We start from the raw sequence: 22,634 nt of genomic DNA, 5'->3' as shown, positions 1-22,634 counted from the left end.
TCCTGAGAACATATGCCGGACCGGTGTCACCGCCGTGTCAGCACCACCAGTTCGGCGTCGTGCCCGTCGCTCCAGGTGAAGGGCAGCCCGTAGTGCAGCAGATGCGCTCCGCTGTACGTGGTGTCCGACCCGGCGTCGCGGTAGCGCGCCCGTGGGTCGAGGCCGCGCAGTCTCAGCCGGTCGGGGCGGCCGGGCAGCAGCGGGGCCCCGTCGAGGCGCCCGGTGCCGAGGGCCGCGACGACCGTGCGCCCCGACCGCGGATCGTCGTACTGCACACCGAAGGAGGGGTCCTCCGGTGTGCCGAGGAGGTGCACGTCTCCGTGGTGGATGACCTCGCGTACGTCCTTGTAGCGGGCGATCCACCGGGCGGCCTCGGCCCGCTGTTGCGGTGTCCAGGCGCGCAGGTCGGCACCGATGCCGAGGACTCCGCACAGGGCGTTGACGAACCGGAAGGCGAGGCTTCGGGGGCGGGGGTCGAAGACTCCGGGGGCGTCGGTGACCCATGAGCTCATGGCGTGCGGGGCGTGGGCGTGCAGGAAGCCGTACTGGATGGACAGCCGGTCCAGCGGGGCGGTGTTGTCGCTGGGCCACACCACGTCGGTGCGGGCGATGGTGGCGTGCTCGACGCGCCCGCCGCCGCCCGCGCACCCCTCGATCGTGACGTCGGGATGGGTGGCCCGCAGATGGTCCAGGACGCGCAGATATCCGCCGACGTGCTCCGCGTCCAGGTCGAGCAGGACGTCGTACGCCGCATCGGGCCGGCCGCGTTCGGTGGGCGGCCGGTTCATGTCCCACTTGAGATAGCCGATGTCGTACGTGGTCAGCAGCCGGTCGAGTGTGCCGATGACGAAGTCCTGGACGTCCGGGCGGCCGAGGTCGAGGAGCAGCTGGTTGCGGACCAGGCGGGCGGGGCGGCCCTCGATCCGGTAGGCCCACTCGGGGTGTTCGGCGTACAGGCGGCTGCCGGGGCTGACGGCCTCGGGCTCCACCCACAGGCCGAAGTCGAGGCCGAGCCCCCGGATGTCGTCCACGAACCGGCCGAAGCCCTGGGGGAAGGCGGCCGGGTCCGGGTACCAGTCGCCCAGTCCCCCGGTGTCGTCGCCGCGGCCGGTGAACCAGCCGTCGTCGACGACGAACAGTTCGGCGCCGATCTCGGCGGCCAGCGTGGCCAGCTCCAGCTGCCCGGCCGCGTCGACGTCGAAGCCGGTGGCCTCCCAGGAGTTGTAGAGGACCTTGCGGGGCCGGTGCAGCCGCTCGCCGGAGAGCCGGCGTTCGTAGCGGTGCCAGACCCGGGAGAGCCCGTCGAGGCCGTCCGGGCTGAACGCACAGGCCAGGCGCGGGGTCGTGAGGGTCTCACCGGGGGCCAGGGACACGGCGCCCTCGTGCGGGACCCGCCCGGCGCGGACGCGCACGAGACCGCCCGGTTCGGCCTCGGCGGTGATGTGCCAGTTGCCGGACCATTCGAGGGCGATGCCATAGGCCGGGCCACCTTCCCCGGCTCCCCCGGCTCCCCCGGCTTCCCCAACTCCCCCTCTCCCGCCGTCCTGTATGGCGAGCCAGGGGGCGTACGCGTGTCCGGGCACGCCTTGGAGGCTGCCCATGGTGAACGTGCCGCGCGCCAGGTCGAGTTGGGTGCGCTGGAACTCCTGCGACCACTGTCCGGTGAGATACGTGAGCCGGGCGGCGCCCGTGACGGGGATGTTCACGGCGGCCGAGTCGAGCCGTTCCAGGCGCAGTTCACCGGTGGTGGCGGTCAGTTCGGTCCAGCGCAGGATCACGTCCGTGCCCGGCACCACCTCGTAGCGCAGGACCGTACGCAGGCCGAGGACGGGGTCGGTGAAGGCGAGCCGCAGGCTGCCGTCCCCCTCCTCCGCCCCGTCGAAGTCCCACCAGGTGCCCCGCTCCCCGCCGGGACGGGCCGCGATCAGCTCGCTCCCGGTGAACGGCCGCAGCCCGTACGGCAGATACTCGGCCGGTGCCGCGTCCGCCGGCGTGATGAAGTGGGTGCGCCGGGACCAGTCGAGGGCGGAAGGGCCGTCCTCGACACCGGTCGGGCCCCAGGCTTCGAGTTCGGCCCACGGCCCGTCCGGGGACAGACGCACGGTGTAGCTGCTGTTCTCGGCGCGCAGGGTCCAGCGCCCAGGCGTGGTCACTTCACCGCTCCCAGGTTGAGGCCGGCCACGAAGTGCCGCTGGAACCGCAGGAACACGATCACGGTGGGCGCCGCGGCGATGACGGAACCGGCGGCGATCACGTTCCACATGGACACGTACTGCCCCTGGAGTCCGATGAGGGCGGCGGTGATCGGCATCTTGGTGTCGCTGCGCAGCACGGTGATCGCCCACAGCAGGTCGTTGAAGATCCAGGTGAACGACAGTGCGCTGAGGGCCGCGAGGGCGGGGCGGGTCAGCGGCAGGATGATCCGCCAGAAGATCTGCCAGGGCCCGGCGCCGTCGACGACCGCCGCCTGCTGGATCTCCGGCGGGATCGACCGCATGAACCCGTGCAGGACGAAGACGTAGAAGCCGACACCGAAGCCGATCTGTACGCCGACGAGTGCGGGCAGGGTGTCGTGGATGCCCAGCAGTTCGCTCAGCTTGGAGACGGGGATGAGCAGGATCTGCGGCGGGAGCAGGTTGCCGCCGAGCATGAGCAGCAGCAGCGAGCGGCGGAAGGGCAGGTCGTAGCGGCTGAGCCCGAACGCGGCCATGGCGGCCAGCGCGAGCGTCACCAGGACGGCGGGCACGGTGACCAGCAGGCTGTTGATCAGGGCGCGCTGCTGGCCGCCGTCGTTCCAGGCCTGGCCGAAGTTGGAGAGGGTGAAGGAGTGCGGCCAACTGCCCAGGCCGTGCGCTGCGATGTCGTCGAAGGAGCGCAGGCTGGTCACCAGGACCAGGGCGATCGGCAGCAGCCACAGGACGGCCAGGGTGCCGGCGCCGAGGTGGAACCCGGCGGTCGCGGCCCGCCTGCGGCGCAGCGCCGCGGAGGTGGCGGACATCAGTCGGCCTCCCGGAACGCGCGGACGAGATAGGAGCAGATGACGCCGAAGGCCAGCACGAAGATGACGACGGCGAGGGCGGACCCGTAGCCGAGGCGCAGGGACTGGAAGGCGGTGGAGTACATGTACGTGCTCAGCAGTTCGGAGGAGTGGTAGGGGCCGCCACGCGTCAGCGACCAGACGACGTCGAAGGAGCGCAGTGAGTCGATGACGATGACGGACAGGACGACCGCGTTGACACTGCGCAGCTGGGGCAGGGTGACGTGGCGCAGTCGCTGCCAGGCACCGGCTCCGTCGACCTTGGCGGCCTCGTACAGGGCCGGGTCGATGCCCTTGAGGCCGGCGACGTACAGGACCATGACGTAACCGATCTGGCGCCAGAGCGCGGGGACCGTCACCGCGTACAGGGCGGTGTCCTGGTCGGCGAGCCAGGCGTGGCGCAGGCTGCCGAGGCCGACCGATTCGAGGAGCTGGTTGAGGACTCCGTCGGGCTGGTAGATCGCCTGCCACACCAGGGCGGTGGCGACCAGGGAGAAGACGACGGGCAGGAACAGGGCGGCGCGGTAGAAGCCGACGCCGCGCCGTTCCTGCTGGAGCACGAGGGCGGCGGCGAGGCCCAGGACGGCGGACAGGCCGCCGAAGAGGAGGAGCCAGAGCACGGTGTGGCCGGTCGCGTCGAGGAAGACGTCGTCGTGGGTCATCTCGCGGAAGTTGGCCAGGCCGACGAACCGGGGTGCGGAGACGCCGTCCCAGTCGGTGAGGGCGAGGTAGAAGCCCTGCAGCGCCGGCCAGAACACCCACAGGGCCTCGGCCAGCAGGGGGACGAGGACGAAGGCGAGGACCAGCGGGGGTGTGCGGCGCGGACCCCGGTTCCGCCCGCGCCGAGGTGGCGGCGGGGCGGGCGCCTTGCGGCCGGGGACCGTCAGGACGGCCGTGTCGGGCATGTCAGGCGTTCCAGATCTTCGCGGCCTCGCGCTGCCAGTCGGTGAGGATGGAGCCGATCTGCTTCGGCTCGGCGATGAACTTCGTCAGCGCGTTGTCGGCGGTGGGCTGGAGCGCGTCGCTGGAGTCCCGGTTGAAGAACTGGGTGATCTCGGCGGCCTCCTCGATGTGCGCACGGCCCTTCTTCACCAGGGCCGTGCCCGAGTCCTTCACGTCCGGGTTGCACGGCAGGACCGTGCCGGACGAGCCCTTGATGTAGATCTCCTGGGCCTCGGCGCCTGCGAGGTAGCGCATCAGGTCGACGACCTGGGCGTGACGGCCGGTGCGGGCGCTGGCGAAGTAGCCGTCCGTGGGGGCTTCCTCGGCGAGCGGGACCTTGGGGTCGATGACGGGGAAGCGGAAGAAGTCGATGTCGTCGAGGGCGTCCTTGGGTGCGGCGTCCGCGAAGAAGGTGCCGATGAGCATCATGCCGCTGCGGCCGTTGAGCAGGGAGGTCGTGGCGTCCTGGAAGGCGACCGCCGTGCCGTTCGGGTCGAAGTACGGCAGCAGTTCCTGCCAGCGGTCGAAGACCCTGCGGACCTCGGGGTCGTCGAACCGGTGCCTGCCCGCGAGGAGTTCGCGGTGGTAGTCGGCGCCGTTGATGCGGATGTCCAGGTAGTCGAACCAGGCCGAGGCCACCCAGGCGGTGTTGCCGCCCGCGCCCAGGCCGATGGGATCGACGCCCTTGCTCTTGAGCTTGTCGCACAGGTCGAGGAAGCCGTCCCAGCTCTTGGGCTCGCGCACGCCCCACTTGGCGAAGTTCGACCTGCGGTAGAACATGCCCCACCAGTAGTAGGTGGTCGGCACGAAGACCTTCTTGCCGGAGGCCGAGGTGCACAGGCTGTTCAGGGCCTTGGAGTAGCCCTTGAGGTCGGGTGAGGACCAGACCTCGCCGAGGTCGAGCAGCAGGTCCTTCTTCGCGTACGCGTCCGCCACCGACCCGGGGTACCAGGTGTAGACGTCCGGCGGGTTGGCGGAGGTGAGGTACGTCGGCAGCTGGGTGCGGAAGGTCTCGGCGGCGACCGTGTTCAGGCTGGCGCTCCCCGACCCCTTCTTGGCGTACGAGGCGACGACGTCCTGCATCGCGGCCTTCGCCTGCGGGGCGGAGAGGTTGGACTGGAGGGTCACCTTGCCCTTCGACGAGCTCTTGCCGGAGGAGGTCGAGGTGACACAGCCGCTGAGCAGCGCCGCTGTGCCGGCGGCGCCGGCGCCGGCGAGGAACCGGCGCCTGCTTGCGTGGTGGTGGGTCATGGAGGGCTCCCTGTGGATCCGCGCTGATCCAGATTTGCGTGACGCTCACGCCACGTCAAGAATAATTACTAATTTATTTGGACTGGGTCTGGATGGTCTGGGGGAACGACGTCAGGTGGACGCGACCGTCGACGCCCCGGTACACCGCGTCCACACCGACCGTGCCGTCAGGCCCGGCCGCCCCGGCCACCGCTCCCAGCGATCCCTCGAACGCGGCGCTCGGGAACTCGTCCCGCTTCGTCCAGTCCTGCCAGGCCCCGTCCTCGTACCGCCGCTGCCAGAGCGTGTAGTCGGCGGCGCGCGCGTACAGCACGACGGCATCCCCGGCCGCGACGAGCGTCGGGCTGCCGCTGACGGTTCCGCCGAGCGAGGTCCACGGCGACCACTCCCCCGCCGCCGTCCGGGTCCGGGTCCACACGTCGTCGGCGGCTGTGCGGACGGCCACGTGGATCCGCCCGTCCGAGCCGACGGCGGCGGACGGACGCCCGTACGTCTGCCGTTCGCCGGGTGTGCCGAGCGAGGACCAGCCGGTCGACGGGCCGCGCCGCACGACTTCCCCGTCGGCGCCTCGGGCGACCAGCGTCCAGTGGCCGGGGTCGGTGAACGCCACCGTCGGGGCGTCCGTCACCTTGCCGCCCAGGCTCTGCCACGCGCCCCAGCGGCCGTCGGCGAGGACCCGCCGGTACACCCGGGAGTCGGCGCCGCGCACGAAGACGTCGATCCGGCCGCCGGCCGAGGCGTACGCGGCGGGCTGCCCCAGGATCCTGCCGCCCGTGGGACCACCGAGGTCCCGGGTGCGGCCCTTTCCGTTGCCGTCGGAGGTGGTGGTGTGCTGGACGAGGGAGCCGTGCGGTCCGCGCAGGAACGCGGTGAGCGTGTCGCCGTCGCGCACCACGGCCGGGCTCGCCGAGGCCTTCTGTCCGAGACTCGTGCCGGGCAGGGCGTCGGTGCCGGTCAGCTTCAGGAACGCGGTGCCGTGCGCGGGGACTTCGACCGTGTACGTGTCGCTGTGGGCACCCCGGTCCGCCCGGGCCCGCAGGTCACGGACACCCACCGCCCCGCCGAGCCCGACGTCGGAGAACCGGACCGTGCGCTCGGCCGCCTTGTCGGAGCGGTTGAGGAGCACGACCGCGCGCCTGCCGTCACCCTGGAGGGCCTTGCTGTAGACGTCGCCGACGGAGTCGCTCGCCACCCGCACGCCCTGGACGGCCAGCGGGTCCTGGTCGACGGCGATGATCTCCGGGTTGCGCAGTGTCCTGAGCATCGAAGGGGACAGCGTGCGCGGGTCGGAGCCGAGGACGAGCGGCGAGGCCATCTCGGCCCACATCACGAACTGCGTGGTGGACTCCTCCTCCGTCAGCTCCAGCGAGCCGTCGCTCATGCGCCGCGTGGGGATGAGGTAGTCGGGATCGTTGTAGTGGCCCGGCCCCTGCGCCTCGGGGTGCCAGGCGTTGGCGTCCATGGTGCGCAGCACGTTGGGCCACTGGCCGGGGCTCGGGGTGCCCCACGCGATGTCCGTGCCCGTACGCCACGAGTCGGCGATCGTCGGGGCGTAGACGTACGCGTTGTGCGCGTCCTGCTCGGGTGTGTGCGGCACGCCCCAGTCGTCGGTGAGCGGGTTGCAGAGGTTGAGCAGCATCTTGCGGCCGGACTTGGCGACCGCGTCGCTGAACTCCTTGAACGCCGGGCCCGGATCGAGCTTCGCCCCGATCCCGCACAGGAAGTCGACCTTGACCGCGTCGATCTTCCAGCCGGCGAACTGCCGGGCGTCCTCCTCGTAGTGGCCCCTGCTGCCGAGTCCGCAGCTCTTGCCGCCGTCGTAGGCGCCCGCGTCGGTGTAGATGCCCGCCTTCAGACCGCGCTCGTGGAGGTAGGAGACCAGGGCCGGGATGCCGGAGGGGAAGCGGTCCGGGTGGGCGACCAGGTTTCCTTGTGCATCGCGGGGGTTGTCGGCCTGCCAGCCGCCGTCGAGCCACACGACGTCGTAGCCGCTGTCACGCAGACCGCTGCCGACCAGCTTGTCGGCGACGGAGCGCACCTCCTTCTCGGTGGGTGCGCCCAGTCCGTAGTAGGTGTTCCAGCCCATGTAGGGGGTGGGCGCGAGACCGCTGTCGTAGTACTCGGGTGCGCCCTGGTCGACGCCGGTCGAGGTCCCGGTGCCGGCCGTGGCCGCGGGGGCCGCGGTCACCGCCAGGACCGTTGCGATCGCGACCGTGGTGGCGCGGCGGGTCAGTGTCCGGGCCGCGGGTGTGCGGACCTGCGGGGGTGAAATCACTTGCCTCTCCCGATGGTTGGGAAGCACGAAGGCGCCGGGGAAACACGAAGGCGCTGGAAGCACGAGGGCGTGACGCGGGCCGCGCCGCGGAAGGGGCCGCCGACGTCACGGCGAACGGCGTCACGGCGAAGACTGTGGCCCGGGGCCGGAAACCCTGTCAATATTAATTCCTAATTTAATAGAAAGAGGGGCCGCCCTGTCGCAGGGGTTGACAGGAATCCCCCGGCGTCCCAGCCTTTGGCAACGTTGTCAGTGCCTCCCGCGCGCCGTGTCGGGTCCGGCCGCGCCGCTGTCTTCCGATGGGACATCACGCTCATGACAGATCAGTCGAGTTCGCCGCGCCAGTTGCCGCGGCGATCCGTCGTCACCACGGGTTCCACCCTGCTGGCCGGGTTCGGCCTCGGTGGCCTGGCTCCCCTGCCGACTGCCGCCGCCGCGGGTGGCAAGGGGTCCGCCGGGTCCGCCCCGCCCGCCGAACTCGCCCTGCACCGCCCGGTCACCGTCTCCTCCACGGCCTACGCGGCCACGCCGGGCTCCTTCGTGGTGGACCGGCTCACCTCGCCGGGCGTGCGGGGCAGCGGCTGGCGGGCCGGGGCCGGCGACCCGCAGTGGATCTCGGTCGATCTGCAGGCCCGGTGCGAGGTCACCTGGATCCGGCTCACCTTCGAGGGCGACGCGAGCGACCCGGTGTTCACGCCTCCCACCACGGGAAATCCGGCCGGTGGCACCACGGGCAAGGAGATCCAGTCGAGCTACGCGGTCGACTTCGTGGTCGAGACGTCGACCGATCACACGTCCTGGACCAGCGTGTACCGCACGACGGCCGGCACCGGCGGTGTGGTGGACATCCAGCTCCCCCGCCCGGTGTCGGCGCGCTGGGTGCGGATGACCTCGCGCAGGCGCTCCAGCCCTCTTCCCCTGGGTCTGAACGGCTTCGAGGTGCACGGCAGCGCCAAGGGTCACCGGCCGTCGGCCACCGGCTGGACGGACTGGGGAACCCTTAAAGGCCCCGCGCCGAAGCTGACCGTGGCCGACGACGGCACGGTGCCGCTGGAGTCGGGCTGGCGGCTCACCCTCGACGACTGGGCTGACGGCAAGGGCGACAGCGGGAAGGGCGGGGACGGCAAGGAGCTGTCGAAGACGTCCGCCGACACCAGCCGCTGGCTGCCCGCCACGGTGCCCGGCACGGTCCTGGCCTCGCTCGTGGACCAGGGCAAGCTGCCCGACCCGGTGGCCGGGCTCAACAACCTCCACGTCCCGGAGGCCCTGTCCCGGCACGCGTGGTGGTACAAGCGGGACTTCGAGCTGCCGCGCGGCCTGCGCACCGGGCACGGCCGCCGGATCTGGCTGGAGTTCGACGGCGTCAACCACACGGCCGACATCTGGTTCAACGGCCACCGCGTGGGCGATCTGACGTACCCCTTCGCCCGCTCGGCGCACGACGTGACCGAACTGCTCGCCGCGGGCGGCGGGGCCAACGCGCTCGCGGTGAAGATCACGCCGATGCCGGTGCCCGGCAGCCCCGGCGACAAGGGACCCGCGGGTGAGGCCTGGGTGGACGCGGGCGCGAACCAGATGAACCTCAACTCACCCACCTATCTGGCCGCTTCGGGCTGGGACTGGATGCCCGCGGTACGCGACCGGGCCGCGGGCATCTGGAACCACGTCCGGCTGAGATCCACCGGCCAGGTCGTGATCGGCGACCCCCGGGTCGACACCGTGCTGCCGAAGCTGCCCGACGTGTCGGTGGCCGAGCTGACCATCGTCGTCCCGGTCCGCAACGCCGACACCACCGACCACCGCACGACGGTCTCCGCGTCCTTCGACGACATACGGGTCAGCAAGGTCGTCACCGTCCCGGCGGGCAAGAGCGTCGACGTCACGTTTGCCCCGGACGCCTACGGCCGGCTGCGGGTACGGAACCCGAAGCTGTGGTGGCCGAACGGGCTCGGCGACGCCACCCTGCACGACCTCACCCTCACCGCGACGGTCGACGGCGCCGAGAGCGACCGCCGCACCACCCGCTTCGGCATCCGCCAGTTCGGCTACGAGTTCGAGGTGCCGCTGCCGTTCACGTCCACCGGCGACGCGTACACCCAGTCCGTGACCTTCGACCGGCGGGAAGCCAGGTACGTACGCGTCAAGTGCCTGACCAGGGCGACCAGTTGGGGCAGCTCACTGTGGGCGCTCTCGGTCTTCGACAGCGACCGGGCCTCGACCGATCTCGCCCTGCACGCACCGGCCGAGGCGTCGAGCGAGGACGGCGGCGACCGTGGTCCGGCCAACGCCACCGACGGCGATCCGCGGACCCGCTGGTCGTCGGCCTACGAGGACGACCAGTGGATCCGGGTCGACCTGGGGTCCCAGCAGTCCTTCGACCGGGTCGACCTGACCTGGGAGCAGGCCTACGCGAAGACCTTCGTCGTGCAGGTCTCCTCCGACGACGACACCTGGACCGATGTCACGTCGGTGGACAACGGGGCGGTCCCCCTGCCCTTCAACAACGGCAACGCCAGCCTCCAGGTGGAGGACTTCGCGCCGCGCACCGCCCGTTACGTCCGTCTCGCCTGCGGGGTGCGCAACACCAGCTGGGGCAACTCCCTGTGGTCCCTCGGCGTCATCGACAGCGCCGAGCCCGGCACCGACCTCGCCCTGCGGCGCAAGGCGACCGCCTCCACCGAGGAGTCCGACCACCCGGCCGCGAACGCCACCGACGGCGACCCGGGCACCCGCTGGTCGTCGGCGTACGAGGACCAGCAGTGGATCCAGGTCGACCTCGGCTCCGCGAAGCGGTTCGACCGGGTGGCGATCGTGTGGGAGCCCGCCTACCCGAAGACGTACGTCATCCAGGTCTCCGACGACGGGGACACCTGGACCGATGTGAAGTCCGTGTCCAACACCCCCGACCCGCTGAAGATCAGCGTGAACGGCGTACGGGTGCTGGCCCGGGGCGGCAACTGGGGCTGGGACGAACTGCTGCGCCGGATGCCGCCGGAGCGGATGGACGCGGCGGTGCGGATGCACCGCGACATGAACTTCACGATGATCCGCAACTGGGTCGGCACCTGCGACCGGGAGGAGTTCTTCGCCGCCTGCGACGAGCACGGCATCCTGGTGTGGAACGACTTCCCCAACGCCTGGGCGATGGACCCGCCGGACCACGAGGCCTTCAACTCGATCGCCCGGGACACCGTGCTGCGCTACCGGATCCACCCGAGCGTGGTCATCTGGTGCGGGGCCAACGAGGGCAATCCGCCCGCCGCCATCGACCGGGGCATGCGCGCCGCCGTCGAGGAGCAGGCGCCCGGTCTGCTGTACCAGAACAACTCGGCCGGCGGGATCATCACCGGCGGCGGCCCCTACGGCTGGGTGGAACCGGACAAGTACTTCGACCCGTCCACGTACGGCAGCAAGGACTTCGGTTTCCACACCGAGATCGGTATGCCCGTCGTCTCCACCGCGGCCAGCATGCGGAACATGACCGGCGACGAGCCCGAGTGGCCGATCCGCGGCGCGTGGTACTACCACGACTGGAGCGAGCGCGGGAATCAGGCGCCGCAGAACTACAAGGCCGCGATCGAGGCCCGGCTCGGGACGGTCACGGACCTGGACGACTTCGCCCGCAAGGCCCAGTTCGTCAACTACGAGAACACGCGCGCCATGTTCGAGGCGTGGAACGCGAACCTGTGGGACAATGCCAGCGGCCTCATGCTGTGGATGTCCCATCCGGCGTGGCACAGCACCGTCTGGCAGACCTACGACTACGACTTCGACGTCAACGGCACCTACTACGGGGCCCGTTCGGCCTGTGAGCCACTGCACGTCCAGGCCGATCCCGAGGGGCGGGTCATCGCGGTCAACCACACGCGTGAGGACCTGCGGGGGGCCGTCGTCTCGGCGCGGCTCCTCGATCTCTCGGGCCGGCGGCTCGGCAAGGGCAGGAGCGTCCGGCTGGACGTGGCACCGGCGGCGACCGGGAAGGCGTTCACCGTCGGCTGGAGCGACGAGCTGCCCGAACTGCATCTGCTGCGGCTGACGTTGGAGGACGGTGACGGCCGTGAACTGTCGCGGAACACCTACTGGCGCTACCGCACCCCGGCCGCGATGCGGGCCCTCACCCGGGTGCCGCGCACGAAGGTGTCCGCCAAGGTCACGCGTCTGTCCCGGTCCGGCGCCCGGCACGAACTGACCGCCACCGTACGCAATCAGGGGTCGGCCGTCGCCGCGATGGTCCGGCTGTCGCTGCTGGACGAGAAGACGGGTGATCGCGTGCTGCCGACCCTGTACAGCGACAACTATCTGTGGCTGCTGCCCGGCGAGTCCCGGACGGTCACCTTGTCCTGGCCGGCCAGGTCCCTGGTCTCCGCGCACAAGCCTCGGCTCACCGTGGAGGCGTTCAACAGCTGAGAGTCCGTGTCATCTCCCCGGGGTGGAGGGCCTTCGCCGGTGGCGGCCCGCGAAGACCCTTCCCCGGCCCGCCTCACTCGAAGGGGGTGAGGAACTCCTTCACGGACAGCGCCCGGTTCACGATGCGCGTGTCGCCCATCCAGCCGTAGAAGCCCTGCCCGAAACTCTCGTCGAACTGGGTGGCTCCGAGCACGAACGGCTTGCCGAGGGTGGCGATGCCGGTGGACGGCTGCGAGGGATTGCGGGCGATCTTCGAGCCGTCCACGTACATCACCGTGCGGCGGCCGTCGTTGACGAGGGCGATGTGCATCCAGCGGCCGACCGGCACCGCGTGGCTCCACGACGTGGGGTCGGCGTCCTGGCGCTGCGGATAGACCACGAACTGGAGGAACCGCTCGGGTGACAGGTTGAGGCTGCAGGTGGGTTCCAGTGGGGACCAGCCCGTGGTCTTGCCCGCGTCGCCGTTGCGGCCCTCCCAGCTGAGGATGCCCATCCAGGAGTGGTCGCCCTCGAAGGGTTCGGGCAGCCGGACGAAGGTCTCGATGGTGTAGCCGCGGAGGAACTTCTCGCTGTTCAGGGCGGCTCGGGCGGAGGTCGTCAGGATGGCGCCTCGGTCCGGGCTCTTGCCGCCGTCGAAGCGGAGGCTGGCGTGCGCGGGCTGGCCGGGGTGGTGGTCGGCCGACCAGGTGAGCGCGTCGGGCCCGCTCGACGCCAGCCGGCTGACGGCGAGGTCGTTCCCGTTGCCGGAGAGGTCGCGGACGACCGCCCCGTCCGCGACGGGCTTGCCCGCGGTGCCGCCCGCGGAGGTCCCGGCGGCGTCGAAGCGCCAGTACGCGACCGTGCCGCGCGGCATCACCGCGGAGGCGGGCCGCGGCTTCGGTACGACGACGGGGGCGAAGCCCTTGAAACGCTCGTCGAAGTCGATGTCCAGGCTGAACCGGTCGGCGTCGCCGGTCAGTTCGATGGTCTCGGCCTCCAGCGGCGACCGCTTCTCCGGATCACGGGAGAGGAGCCACGGCGAGAAGGTCTCCACGTCGATGACACCGCGCGCCAGGTCGAAACCGTACGTACGGATCATGCCGGCGCCGCCGTAGTAGCGGTCCTGGTAGTTGGTGATGTGGACGTGGACATCGTTGTCGGAGTCGTTGCGCAGGACCGTGCGGCCCGGCGGCCAGTAGTGACCGCCCAGCGCCAGGAAGATCTGGTCGTTGGCGCGGACGAGGCCGTCCCACAGGCGCTTGCCGTTGTCGGAGAGCTGCGCCTTGCCGTCGTCGTCGGCCCAGGCGATGTCATGGGTGGTGAGGACGGCGGGCAGTGTGGGATGGGCGTCGAGGACGCCCTGCGCCCAGGCCATCCCTTTGTCGGAGATCCGCCAGTCCAGGGCGAGGACCAGCCAGGACCGGTCCGCGGCCTTGAGCACGTGGTACGTGTTGTAGCCGTCGGGCGAGGCGCCGCGGTAGGTCGGCATCGACTTGTATCGGGCGGGCCCGAAGGCGGCGAGGTACGCGGAGTCGCCCCGCTGGTCGTCACCGGAGTCGATGTCGTGGTTGCCCGCCAACACGCTGTAGGGCACCTTGCCGTGGATGGTGCGGAAGGTGTCCGCGGCGCGTTCGATCTCGTCCTCGGTGCCGTGCTCGGTCACATCACCGAGGTGCGTCATGAAGGCGATGTTCGCCTCGCCGCGCTCGGCGACCAGATGGCGGAAGGCCTCACGCAGCGGGGCGGGGTCGGTGCTGTCGGCGTCGAAGAGGTACTGGGTGTCGGGCAGGACGGCCAGCACGAACCGCGGGCTCAGCGGGTCGAAACGGCCGCTGTGCGCGGCGGAGGCCGAGGCGTGGGCGTCGGCGGCGGCCGAGCCGGAGGCGGCCTGCGCGGACGACCCGAGGGCGGCGGCACCCGCGCCGGCCACGGGCAGGGCTGCCGCGACGCGCAGCAGCGCGCGTCTGTGGAGGGGATTCTGGGGTTCTGCCGCAGTCATGGACACTCCGTAGGACGAAACCGGTTGGCAGCCCGTACGCTCCTCACCCGCCACAGCCGGGCGATGGCGGGAAGTTGAACGTTCGCCGCCCGCCGTCCGGACGTTTGGCGGAGGCCGGCGTCCGGCGTCCGGCGTCCGGCGGAGGTCAGCGCGAGGTCCAGGCCCGAGGTGTCCGGTAGGCCTGGGTCTGCGCCCAGCGCGGGCTGCCGCCCGTGCGGGCCGGCTCGTCGGGGGCGGGGCGGTCGACGCGTCCGCGCACCACGGCGAGCACGGCCGCCACCTCCTCGTCGGTGGGCGCTCCGCGGACGAAGGTCAGCAGCGGGATCTCAGAGGGGTCCATGGTCTTCTCCGCCGTCACATCGGGAGGTTGCCGTGTTTGCGGGAGGGGAGCCGCGCGTCCTTGGAGCGCAGCATCGCCAGCGCGTCCACCAGGACCGCGCGGGTGTCGGCGGGGTCGATGACGTCGTCGACGAGTCCGCGCTGCGCCGCGTAGTAGGGGTGCATCAGCTCCTGCCGATACTCCTTGATCCGCTGTGCCCGGACCGCCTCGGGGTCGGGGGCGGCCGCGATCTCCCGCCGGAACACCACGTTCGCCGCGCCCTCGGCGCCCATCACGGCGATCTCGTTGGTCGGCCAGGCGAACGACAGGTCGGCTCCGATGGAGCGTGAGTCCATCACGATGTAGGCGCCGCCGTAGGCCTTGCGCAGGATCACCTGGATACGCGGCACCGTCGCGTTGCAGTAGGCGTAGAGCAGTTTCGCGCCGTGCCGGATGATGCCGTCGTGTTCCTGGTCCGTGCCCGGCAGGAAGCCGGGCACGTCGACCAGGGTCACCAGCGGAATACTGAAGGCGTCGCAGGTCTGCACAAAGCGCGCGGCTTTTTCCGAGGCGTGGATGTCGAGTACTCCGGCCATGGCCGCGGGCTGGTTTCCGACGATTCCCACGACATGCCCGTCGAAGCGCGCGAATGCGCAGATGATGTTCGTGGCCCACCGGGAATGCATCTCGAAGAATTCACCGTGATCGACGATCTCCTCGATCACGGCACGCATGTCGTACGACCTTTTCGGGTCCGGTGGAACGATGTCGAGCAGCGCTTCGGAACGCCGTTCCGGCGGGTCGTCCGCGACAGCGACCGGCGGCAGTTCGCGGTTGTTGGACGGCAGCAGGGAAAGCAGATAGCGGACCTCTTCGAGGCATTCCCGCTCGCTGTCGCAGACATGGGTGGCGGCGCCGGAGACCGAGCCGTGCACCTGTGCGCCGCCGAGCTGCTCGTGGGTGACGTCCTCGCCCGTGACCGCCTTCACCACGTCCGGTCCTGTGATGTACATCTGTGAGGTGTCGCGGACCATGAACACGAAGTCGGTGAGCGCCGGGGCGTAGGTGGCGCCTCCGGCGCACGGCCCGAGGATCACGCTGATCTGCGGGATCACCCCCGACGCGCGGACGATCCGGCGGAAGATCCCGCCGTAGCCGGCGAGCGCGGTGACGCCCTCCTGGATACGTGCCCCGGCACCGTCGTTCAGGCTGACCAGGGGCGCGCCCGCCGCCTCGGCCAGGTCCATCACCTTGTGGATCTTCTCCGCGTGGGCCTCGCCGAGGGAGCCGCCGAAGATGCGGAAGTCATGGGCGTAGACGAACACGGTCCGGCCGTCCACCCGGCCCCAGCCGGTGACCACGCCGTCGGTCGAGGGGCGCCGGTCCTGCAGCCCGAACCCGGTGGCGCGGTGCCTGCGCAACTGCTCGATCTCGTGGAAGGTGCCCGGGTCGAAGAGCAGGTCCAGCCGTTCACGGACGGTCAGTTTGCCCCGGGCGTGCTGTTGCCCGGTCGCGGCCGGCGAGGGTCCCCGCTCGGCCTCCGCCCGGACCTGGAGCAACTCCGCGACGCCCGCGCGCATGTCGGGCGGCCCCTCGTCCGCCCCGGCGGCCGGTTGCGGAACGTCCTCCGCGCCCTTCACATCCGCCGGTTCCCCCGCGACCATGGTCATACAGTTTCTCCCCGCCGGTTACCGAGGCCGAATGCGGCCAGGAAAAGATCCGGACAGCCTCAAGGTCTCCCAGCCTTCGACGCCGGTTCAAGAACTCCCGGCTTTCTTAGGGGAGGTTAGGGGTTGGGTTGAATTCCCGGTGACGGCATCATGATCGAATGCCCGCTCCTCAGCCCGCAGGAGAGATGAACTCCATGACGCACTCGCTCGTCGACAGCAACGCATGGGTCCGGCGCTTCCGGCCGGCCCCGGACGCCGGAGCCCGTCTGGTGTGTTTTCCGCACGCCGGTGGCGCGGCGAGTTTCTATTTCCCCGTGGCCCGGGCACTGCATCCGCGGGTGGATGTGCTCGCCGTCCAGTATCCGGGGCGCCAGGAGCGTCGTTCCGAGACACCTCTCACCGACATCGGGACGCTGGCGGACCTGAGTTTCGCGGCGCTGCGGCCCGTGCTCACCGGGCGGCCCGTCCTGTTCGGGCACAGCATGGGAGCCGTCGTCGCGTTCGAGGTGGCCCGGCGCATGGAGCGCGAGGACGGTCTCTCGCCCGCCGCGCTGGTGGTGTCGGGGCGGCGGGCACCCTCGTGCCGCCGGGAGGAGTCGGTCCATCTGCGCACCGACGAGGGTGTGATCGCCGAACTGAAACGGCTGAACGGCACCGACAACTCCCTGTTGGACGACGAGGAGTTGGTGCGGATGTTCCTGCCGGCCCTGCGCGCCGACTACCGGGCCGTCGAGACGTACACGTACGCGCCCGGTCCCCCGCTCGGCTGCCCGGTCACCGTGTTCACCGGCGACCGGGACCCGCAGGTGACGATGGACGAGGCGCTGTCGTGGCGGGAGCACACCACCGGGCCGTTCGATCTGGAGGTCTTCGAGGGCGGCCACTTCTATCTGAGCTCCGACCCCGCAACGACCCTGGACCGGCTGGAGTCGGTGCTGCGCGCGCACGGCACGGGGCCCACGGCGTCATGACCGCCGAGGAGTACGAGCCGGTCGCGATCGTCGGCATGGCGTGCCGGCTCCCCCGGGCACCGTCCCCCGCCGCGTTCTGGACGCTGCTGCGGGAGGGCACGAGCGCGATCACCGAGGTCCCGGAAGGCCGCTGGGACCCGGCGGCCCCGGGGCTGGACCGGCCCGGTCTGCGCCACGGCGGTTTCCTCGACGACATCGGCGGGTTCGACGCCGGGTTCTTCGGGATCTCACCGCGTGAGGCCACCACGACCGACCCCCAGCAGCGGCTCATGCTGGAGCTGGCCTGGGAGGCGCTGGAGGACGCCGGGATCGTACCGGCGCGGTTGCGGGAGAGCCGCACGGCGGTGTTCGTCGGCGCGATGTCGGGCGACTTCGCCGCTCTCGTCCAGGATCCCGCCGACATCACCCGGCACACCCTCACCGGCGTCCAGCGCGGCATCATCGCCAACCGCGTGTCCTACACGCTGGGGCTGCGCGGTCCGAGTATGACGGTGGACTCCGCGCAGGCGTCCGCCCTGGTCGCCGTGCATCTGGCCGTCGAGAGTCTGCGCACCGGGCAGGCGGAGTTCGCGCTCGCCGGCGGGGTGAACCTCAACATCGTCCCCGGGAGCGCCGCCGCGGTCGCCGGGTTCGGCGGGCTGTCCCCCGACGGCCGCTGCTTCACCTTCGACGCGCGGGCCAACGGCTATGTGCGGGGCGAGGGCGGCGGGGCGGTGCTGCTCAAGCCGCTGGCGAGGGCGCTGGCCGACGGCGACCAGGTGTACGCGGTGATCCGGGGCAGCGCCGTCAACAACGACGGTGCCACCGACGGGCTGACTGTGCCGAGTCCGGCCGCGCAGTCCGAGGTGATCCGGCTGGCCTGCCGCCGGGCGGGCGTGGCACCCGAGGCGCTGCAGTACGTCGAACTGCACGGCACCGGCACCCGGGTCGGTGATCCGCTGGAGGCCGCGGGCATCGCGGGCGCGCTCGGCGACGCCGCGTCCCGGGCGCCGGTCCATGTCGGGTCGGCCAAGACGAACGTGGGGCATCTGGAGGGGGCCGCGGGCATCGTCGGCCTGATCAAGGCGGTGCTGAGCGTCGCGCACGCGGAGATCCCCGCCAGCCTCAACTTCGAGACGCCCCATCCCCGTATCGACCTGGACCGGCTGGGGCTGCGCGTGCAGCGCGAGCGCGGTCCCTGGCCCCGGCCCGGCGAGCCGCCGCTGGCCGGGGTGAGTTCGTTCGGGATCGGCGGGACGAACTGTCATGTCGTGCTCGGCGCCGCCCCGGACGGACCGGCGGGCGCCGCGCGGGCCGAGGCCGATGCCGGTCCGGTCCTGTGGACGCTCTCCGGCCGGACGGCCGCGGCCCTGCGCGCACAGGCCGCGCGGCTCAAGGAGCAGTTGGTACGCGGGCCGCGGTCCCCCGGCGACGTGGGCTGGTCGCTGGCCACCGGCCGCACGCACTTCGAGCACCGCGCTGCCGTCGTCGGCGCCGGCGGGGAAGCGCTCCTGGACGGTCTGGACGCCGTCGCCGACGGCCGTGCCGCGCCCGGTGTGTTCAGGGGGACGGCCGGGAGCCCCGGCGGCGTCGTGCTGGTCTTCCCGGGCGGGGGCCCGGTGCCGACCGGGACGACCCGCGAACTGCTGGCCGTTTCACCGGTGTTCCGTACGGCGATCGGCGTGTGTGCCGACGCGCTCGACGCGCGCACCGGCTGGTCCCTGACGGACGTCCTGACCGGCGCCCCGGGGGCCCCGCGGCCGGACCGCGACGACGTCGCCGGGCCGGTCCGGTTCGCCGTCGCCGTCGCGCTCGCCCGGCTGTGGGAGTCCCTGGGCGTCCGTCCGGAGGCCGTCGTGGGCGACGCCGAGGGGGAGGTCGCCGCCGCACACGTGGCCGGGGCACTGACCGTCGAGGACGCCGCCCGGATCGTCACGGCCCACGCACACGACGTGGCACCGGGACCGGTCACGCCCCGGCCGTCCGCGGTCGCGTTCCACTCGTCCGTCACCGGTGGTGTGCTGGACACAGCCGCTCTCGACACCGCCTACTGGTCGCGCCCGCTCCGCCCGCCCTCGCGGACGGGTGCCGTGCTGCGTGCACTGGCGCGGACCGGGCACCCCACGTTCCTGGAGGTCGGCCCGCGGGCCGTGCGCGGCGCGGACGACTGGCAGACGCTGCTCGGCGGTGACTCCCCCGCGAGCGTCGTCCGTGCGCCGCGGGAGGGTGAGGACGTACGGTCCGCGCTTCTCGCGGCGGTCGCCGCACTGCATGTGCGCGGTCATGCGGTGTCCTGGTCCGGTGTGTTCGCCGCGCACGACCCACGGCGGGTGCCCCTGCCCACGTACGCCTTCCAACGGGAACGGCACTGGCCGTCGCGCGAGCGGCCCGTACCCGTCGAACCGCCGGCCGGGGAGCGGCAGGGTGATCTGCTGGACCTCGTCCGGGCCCACTCGGCCGCCGTGCTCGGGCACGTCGACGCGGAGGCCGTCGACGCCGACAAGACGTTCAAGGAGCTGGGCGTCGACTCGATGCTGGCGGTCGAGCTGAGCGAACGGCTCACCGCCGCGACCGGTCTCCCGGTCCCCGCCACCGTCGTCTACGACCACCCCACACCCGCCGGGCTCGCCGTCCACCTCACGGAGCGCCGGGGCCTCGGCGAGGGCGCCGGCCCCCGGCCCCCTGAGCCGACGACGGCGGACGACGGCCCGATCGCGATCGTGGCGATGGGCTGCCGCTACCCCGGCGGCGTCGGCTCCCCGGACGACCTGTGGAGACTGGTGACCGCGGGCACCGACGCCACCTCCGACTTCCCCGCCGACCGCGACTGGGACCTCGACGCCCTGTACGCCCCCGAACCGGGGACCCCCGGCCGGACCTATGTGCGGCGCGGCGGTTTCCTCGAAGGGGCCGACGGCTTCGACGCGGCGTTCTTCGGGATCAGCCCCCGGGAGGCGCTCTCGATGGACCCGCAGCAGAGGGTGCTGCTGGAGGTCGCCTGGGAGACGCTGGAACGGGCCGGCATCGACCCGGGCACGCTGCGCGGCAGCGGTACCGGCGTGTTCGTGGGCGCGACGGCCCAGGAGTACGGGCCCCGGCTCCAGGACTCCTCCGAGGGCCTCGGCGGCTATCTGCTCACCGGCGGCTCACCGAGCCTGGCCTCCGGACGCATCGCCTTCACCCTGGGCCTGGAGGGCCCGGCGGTGACGATCGACACGGCCTGCTCGTCCTCGCTGGTCGCGCTGCACCAGGCGGCGCAGTCGCTGCGGCAGGGCGAGTGCTCGATGGCGCTGGCGGGCGGCGTCGCCGTGATGGCCACCCCCGGCATGTTCGTGGAGTTCGGCCAGCAGCGCGGTCTGGCCCCCGACGGCCGGTGCAAGCCCTTCTCCGCCGACGCGGACGGCACCGCGTGGAGCGAGGGCGCCGGCCTGCTCCTGCTGGAACGCCTGCCGGACGCCGAGCGCAACGGCCATCCCGTACTCGCGGTGCTGCGCGGCAGCGCGGTCAACCAGGACGGCGCAAGCAACGGACTGACCGCGCCCAGCGGCCCCGCCCAGCAGCGGGTGATCCGTCGGGCGCTCGCCGCCGCCCGGCTCGACGCCGCCGACGTGGACGCGGTCGAGGCGCACGGCACCGGCACCGCGCTCGGCGACCCGATCGAGGCGCGGGCCCTCATCGCGACGTACGGACAGGGCCGGGACCGGCCGCTGTGGCTGGGTTCGCTGAAGTCCAACATCGGGCACGCGCAGGCCGCCGCCGGGGTGGGGGGCGTCATCAAGATGGTGCTGGCGATGCGGCACGGCCTGCTCCCCCGCACCCTGCACGCCGGCACCCCGTCCCCGCACGTCGACTGGTCGCAGGGCAAGGTCTCCCTGCTCGACCGGGCGACACCGTGGCCCGAGACCGGGCGGGCGCGCCGGACGGCGGTCTCGTCGTTCGGCATCTCGGGCACCAACGCGCACGTGGTCCTCGAACAGGCTCCGGTACGCGCGCGGCCACCGCGCACGGTCACGGCGCCCCTGCCGTGGCAGCTGTCGGCCAGGTCCGAGGAGGCGCTGCGCGTCCACGCGGCACGGCTCCACCACTTCATCAGCGGGCGGCCCGCTCTGGACGCGGCCGACATCGGTTACACCCTCGCCGCCGGCCGCGCCGGGTTCGACCACCGCGCGACGGTGTTCGGGGAGAGCCGCGGCGAACTGCTCGACGGTCTGCGCGCCCTCGCCGACGGACGGCCGACCGAGGCGGCCGACGAGGCCGCGGGCGGCGGGACACCCGCGTTCCTGTTCACCGGCCAGGGCTCCCAGCGCCCGGGCATGGGCCGTGAGCTGTACGAGGCGTACCCGGCGTTCGCGGAGGCGTTCGACGAGGTCTGCGCGCACCTCGACCCGCATCTGGACCGGCCGCTCAAGAGCGTGGTGTTCGCCGCGCCCGGCACCCCCGAGGCAGCGGCCCTGCACCGGACGCAGTACACCCAGCCGGGACTGTTCGCGCTCCAGGTCGCCCTGTTCCGGCTGCTGGAATCCCTGCACGTCACTCCCGGCCATCTCCTCGGCCACTCGCTCGGCGAGGTGAGCGCGGCCCATCTCGCCGGAGTGCTCACGCTGTCCGACGCGTGCGTCCTCGTCGCGGCGCGGGCCCGCCTCATGCAGGAGGCGCCCGCGGGCGGCGCGATGCTCTCGGTCCAGGCCGGTGAGGACGAGGTGGCCGCCGCGCTGCCGGGCGGGGTGTCGGTCGCGGCGGTCAACGGGCCGACGGCCACCGTCGTCTCCGGCGACGAGGACGCGGTTCTCGCCGTCGCCGCCCACTGGGAGGAACACGGCGTCAGGACACGGCGGCTGACGGTCAGTCACGCCTTCCACTCCGCCCATATGGACGGGATGCTGGAGGAGTTCCGGCGCGTCGCCGAGACGCTCACGTTCCGGCCGCCGGCGATCCCGGTCGTCTCCAACCTCACCGGTGCCGTCGCCGGACCCGAGATCGCGACGCCCGACTACTGGGTCCGGCACGTCCGCGGGGCCGTCCGCTTCGGGCAGGGCGTGCTGACCCTGCGGGCCGCGGGCGTGAGCACCTGTCTGGAGCTCGGGCCCAGCGGAGTGCTCAGCGCCCTGGCGGAGGCCGTGCCGGCCGGACCCGATGAGGACACGGCCCGCCCGCTCCTGCTCCCGCTCCTGCTCCCGCTGCTGCGCCCGGGCCGCTCCGAGGCCCACACCCTCACCGCCGCCCTCGCCCGGGCCAGGGCGAGCGGGGTGAACTGGGGCGCCGCGGGGGACGTACGGCTGGTGGAGCTGCCGACCTATCCGTTCGAGCGGCAGCGGTACTGGCTCCGGGCCCCCGCCCCGACGGGCAGCGCGGCCGGGCTCGGGCTCGACGACGCGGGGCACGCGCTGCTGTCGACCGCGACCGAACTGCCCGACGGGGGGCATCTGTTCACCGGGCGGATCTCGCTGGCGGCCCAGCCGTGGCTGGCCGACCACACGATCCTCGGTACGGTGCTGCTGCCCGGTACGGCCCTGGTGGAACTGGCGATGCACGCGGCGGGCGCGACCGGCTGCGACGAGATCGAGGAACTGGTGCTGCACACCCCGGTCACGTTCGCCCCGGACGGCGCGGTCCTGCTGCAGCTGGTGGTCGGCACGGTGGACGGGACGGGCCGGCGACCGGTCGTCGTCCGTTCACGCGGCCAGGACGAACCGGCGTGGACACACAACGCGGTGGGGACGCTCACGGGCGCCCTGGAGCGTGTCTGACCCCGCCCCGGAGGGCGACGGCGGGCACGCGCTCTCGCCGCGCCGGGCACGGGGCCAA

At 72.0% G+C, this 22,634-nt stretch carries 11 protein-coding genes; 3 read left to right on the top strand and 8 right to left on the bottom strand.

Features of this window, described 5'->3' with window-relative positions; genetic code table 11:
- Positions 1-26: 26 nt before the first annotated feature.
- From IE278_RS25715 to IE278_RS25695, 5 genes are all read right to left on the bottom strand, one after another.
- Positions 27-2,153: an alpha-galactosidase gene (locus tag IE278_RS25715; RefSeq protein ID WP_189775634.1), complete on the bottom strand. Its 2,127-nt coding sequence runs from the start codon at positions 2,151-2,153 to the stop codon at positions 27-29.
- Positions 2,150-2,998, bottom strand: coding sequence for a carbohydrate ABC transporter permease (locus tag IE278_RS25710; RefSeq protein WP_189775633.1), 849 nt, complete (start codon positions 2,996-2,998; stop codon positions 2,150-2,152). Before IE278_RS25710 ends, IE278_RS25715 begins: the two co-directional genes overlap by 4 nt.
- Positions 2,998-3,942 (bottom strand): carbohydrate ABC transporter permease, encoded by a 945-nt coding sequence (locus IE278_RS25705; RefSeq protein ID WP_189775632.1) that lies wholly within the window; start codon positions 3,940-3,942, stop codon positions 2,998-3,000. Before IE278_RS25705 ends, IE278_RS25710 begins: the two co-directional genes overlap by 1 nt.
- 1 nt (position 3,943) lies before the next feature.
- Entirely contained in the window at positions 3,944-5,230 is a 1,287-nt protein-coding gene (locus IE278_RS25700; protein WP_189775631.1) for an ABC transporter substrate-binding protein, read from the bottom strand.
- A 73-nt stretch (positions 5,231-5,303) separates the two neighbouring features.
- The gene (locus IE278_RS25695) at positions 5,304-7,505 is read right to left on the bottom strand and encodes a DUF8189 domain-containing protein (RefSeq protein ID WP_189775630.1); all 2,202 of its coding nucleotides are present in this window, start codon (positions 7,503-7,505) and stop codon (positions 5,304-5,306) included.
- Positions 7,506-7,820: 315 nt separating this feature from the next.
- Here IE278_RS25695 and IE278_RS25690 point away from each other — a divergent pair, with 315 nt between their 5' ends.
- Positions 7,821-11,912, top strand: coding sequence for a discoidin domain-containing protein (locus IE278_RS25690; RefSeq protein WP_189775629.1), 4,092 nt, complete (start codon positions 7,821-7,823; stop codon positions 11,910-11,912).
- 73 nt (positions 11,913-11,985) lie between these two features.
- Here the strand turns inward: IE278_RS25690 and IE278_RS25685 are convergent, their stop codons facing one another.
- The 3 genes from IE278_RS25685 to IE278_RS25675 form a co-directional block, all read right to left on the bottom strand.
- Entirely contained in the window at positions 11,986-13,890 is a 1,905-nt protein-coding gene (locus tag IE278_RS25685) for a LamG-like jellyroll fold domain-containing protein (protein ID WP_189775628.1), read from the bottom strand.
- A 145-nt stretch (positions 13,891-14,035) separates the two neighbouring features.
- On the bottom strand, positions 14,036-14,230 hold the full coding sequence (locus IE278_RS25680) for an acyl-CoA carboxylase subunit epsilon (RefSeq protein WP_189775627.1): 195 nt from the start codon (positions 14,228-14,230) through the stop codon (positions 14,036-14,038).
- Positions 14,231-14,244: 14 nt separating this feature from the next.
- Entirely contained in the window at positions 14,245-15,879 is a 1,635-nt protein-coding gene (locus tag IE278_RS25675) for an acyl-CoA carboxylase subunit beta (RefSeq protein ID WP_189775626.1), read from the bottom strand.
- A 194-nt stretch (positions 15,880-16,073) separates the two neighbouring features.
- On the opposite strand from IE278_RS25675, the gene IE278_RS25670 reads away from it, so the two are divergent.
- Together IE278_RS25670 and IE278_RS25665 are read left to right on the top strand one after the other, a co-directional pair.
- Positions 16,074-16,850, top strand: coding sequence for a thioesterase II family protein (locus IE278_RS25670; protein WP_189775706.1), 777 nt, complete (start codon positions 16,074-16,076; stop codon positions 16,848-16,850).
- A complete protein-coding gene (locus tag IE278_RS25665) occupies positions 16,847-22,576 on the top strand; it encodes a type I polyketide synthase (RefSeq protein ID WP_189775625.1) in 5,730 nt (1,909 codons plus the stop codon). Before IE278_RS25670 ends, IE278_RS25665 begins: the two co-directional genes overlap by 4 nt.
- The last annotated feature ends 58 nt before the right edge of the window (positions 22,577-22,634 follow it).

Source organism: Streptomyces tauricus, assembly GCF_014650955.1.
Lineage (GTDB): Bacteria > Actinomycetota > Actinomycetes > Streptomycetales > Streptomycetaceae > Streptomyces > Streptomyces tauricus.
This window is presented reverse-complemented; position numbering and strand designations above follow the sequence as displayed.

Bases quoted from the DNA above. Each gene is read 5' to 3' on its own strand.
- IE278_RS25680 (WP_189775627.1), bottom strand. From the start codon at position 14,230: ATGGACCCCTCTGAGATCCCGCTGCTGACCTTCGTCCGCGGAGCGCCC.
- IE278_RS25665 (WP_189775625.1), top strand. From the start codon at position 16,847: ATGACCGCCGAGGAGTACGAGCCGGTCGCGATCGTCGGCATGGCGTGC.
- IE278_RS25690 (WP_189775629.1), top strand. From the start codon at position 7,821: ATGACAGATCAGTCGAGTTCGCCGCGCCAGTTGCCGCGGCGATCCGTC.
- IE278_RS25675 (WP_189775626.1), bottom strand. From the start codon at position 15,879: ATGACCATGGTCGCGGGGGAACCGGCGGATGTGAAGGGCGCGGAGGAC.
- IE278_RS25685 (WP_189775628.1), bottom strand. From the start codon at position 13,890: ATGACTGCGGCAGAACCCCAGAATCCCCTCCACAGACGCGCGCTGCTG.
- IE278_RS25670 (WP_189775706.1), top strand. From the start codon at position 16,074: ATGACGCACTCGCTCGTCGACAGCAACGCATGGGTCCGGCGCTTCCGG.
- IE278_RS25710 (WP_189775633.1), bottom strand. From the start codon at position 2,998: ATGTCCGCCACCTCCGCGGCGCTGCGCCGCAGGCGGGCCGCGACCGCC.
- IE278_RS25700 (WP_189775631.1), bottom strand. From the start codon at position 5,230: ATGACCCACCACCACGCAAGCAGGCGCCGGTTCCTCGCCGGCGCCGGC.
- IE278_RS25705 (WP_189775632.1), bottom strand. From the start codon at position 3,942: ATGCCCGACACGGCCGTCCTGACGGTCCCCGGCCGCAAGGCGCCCGCC.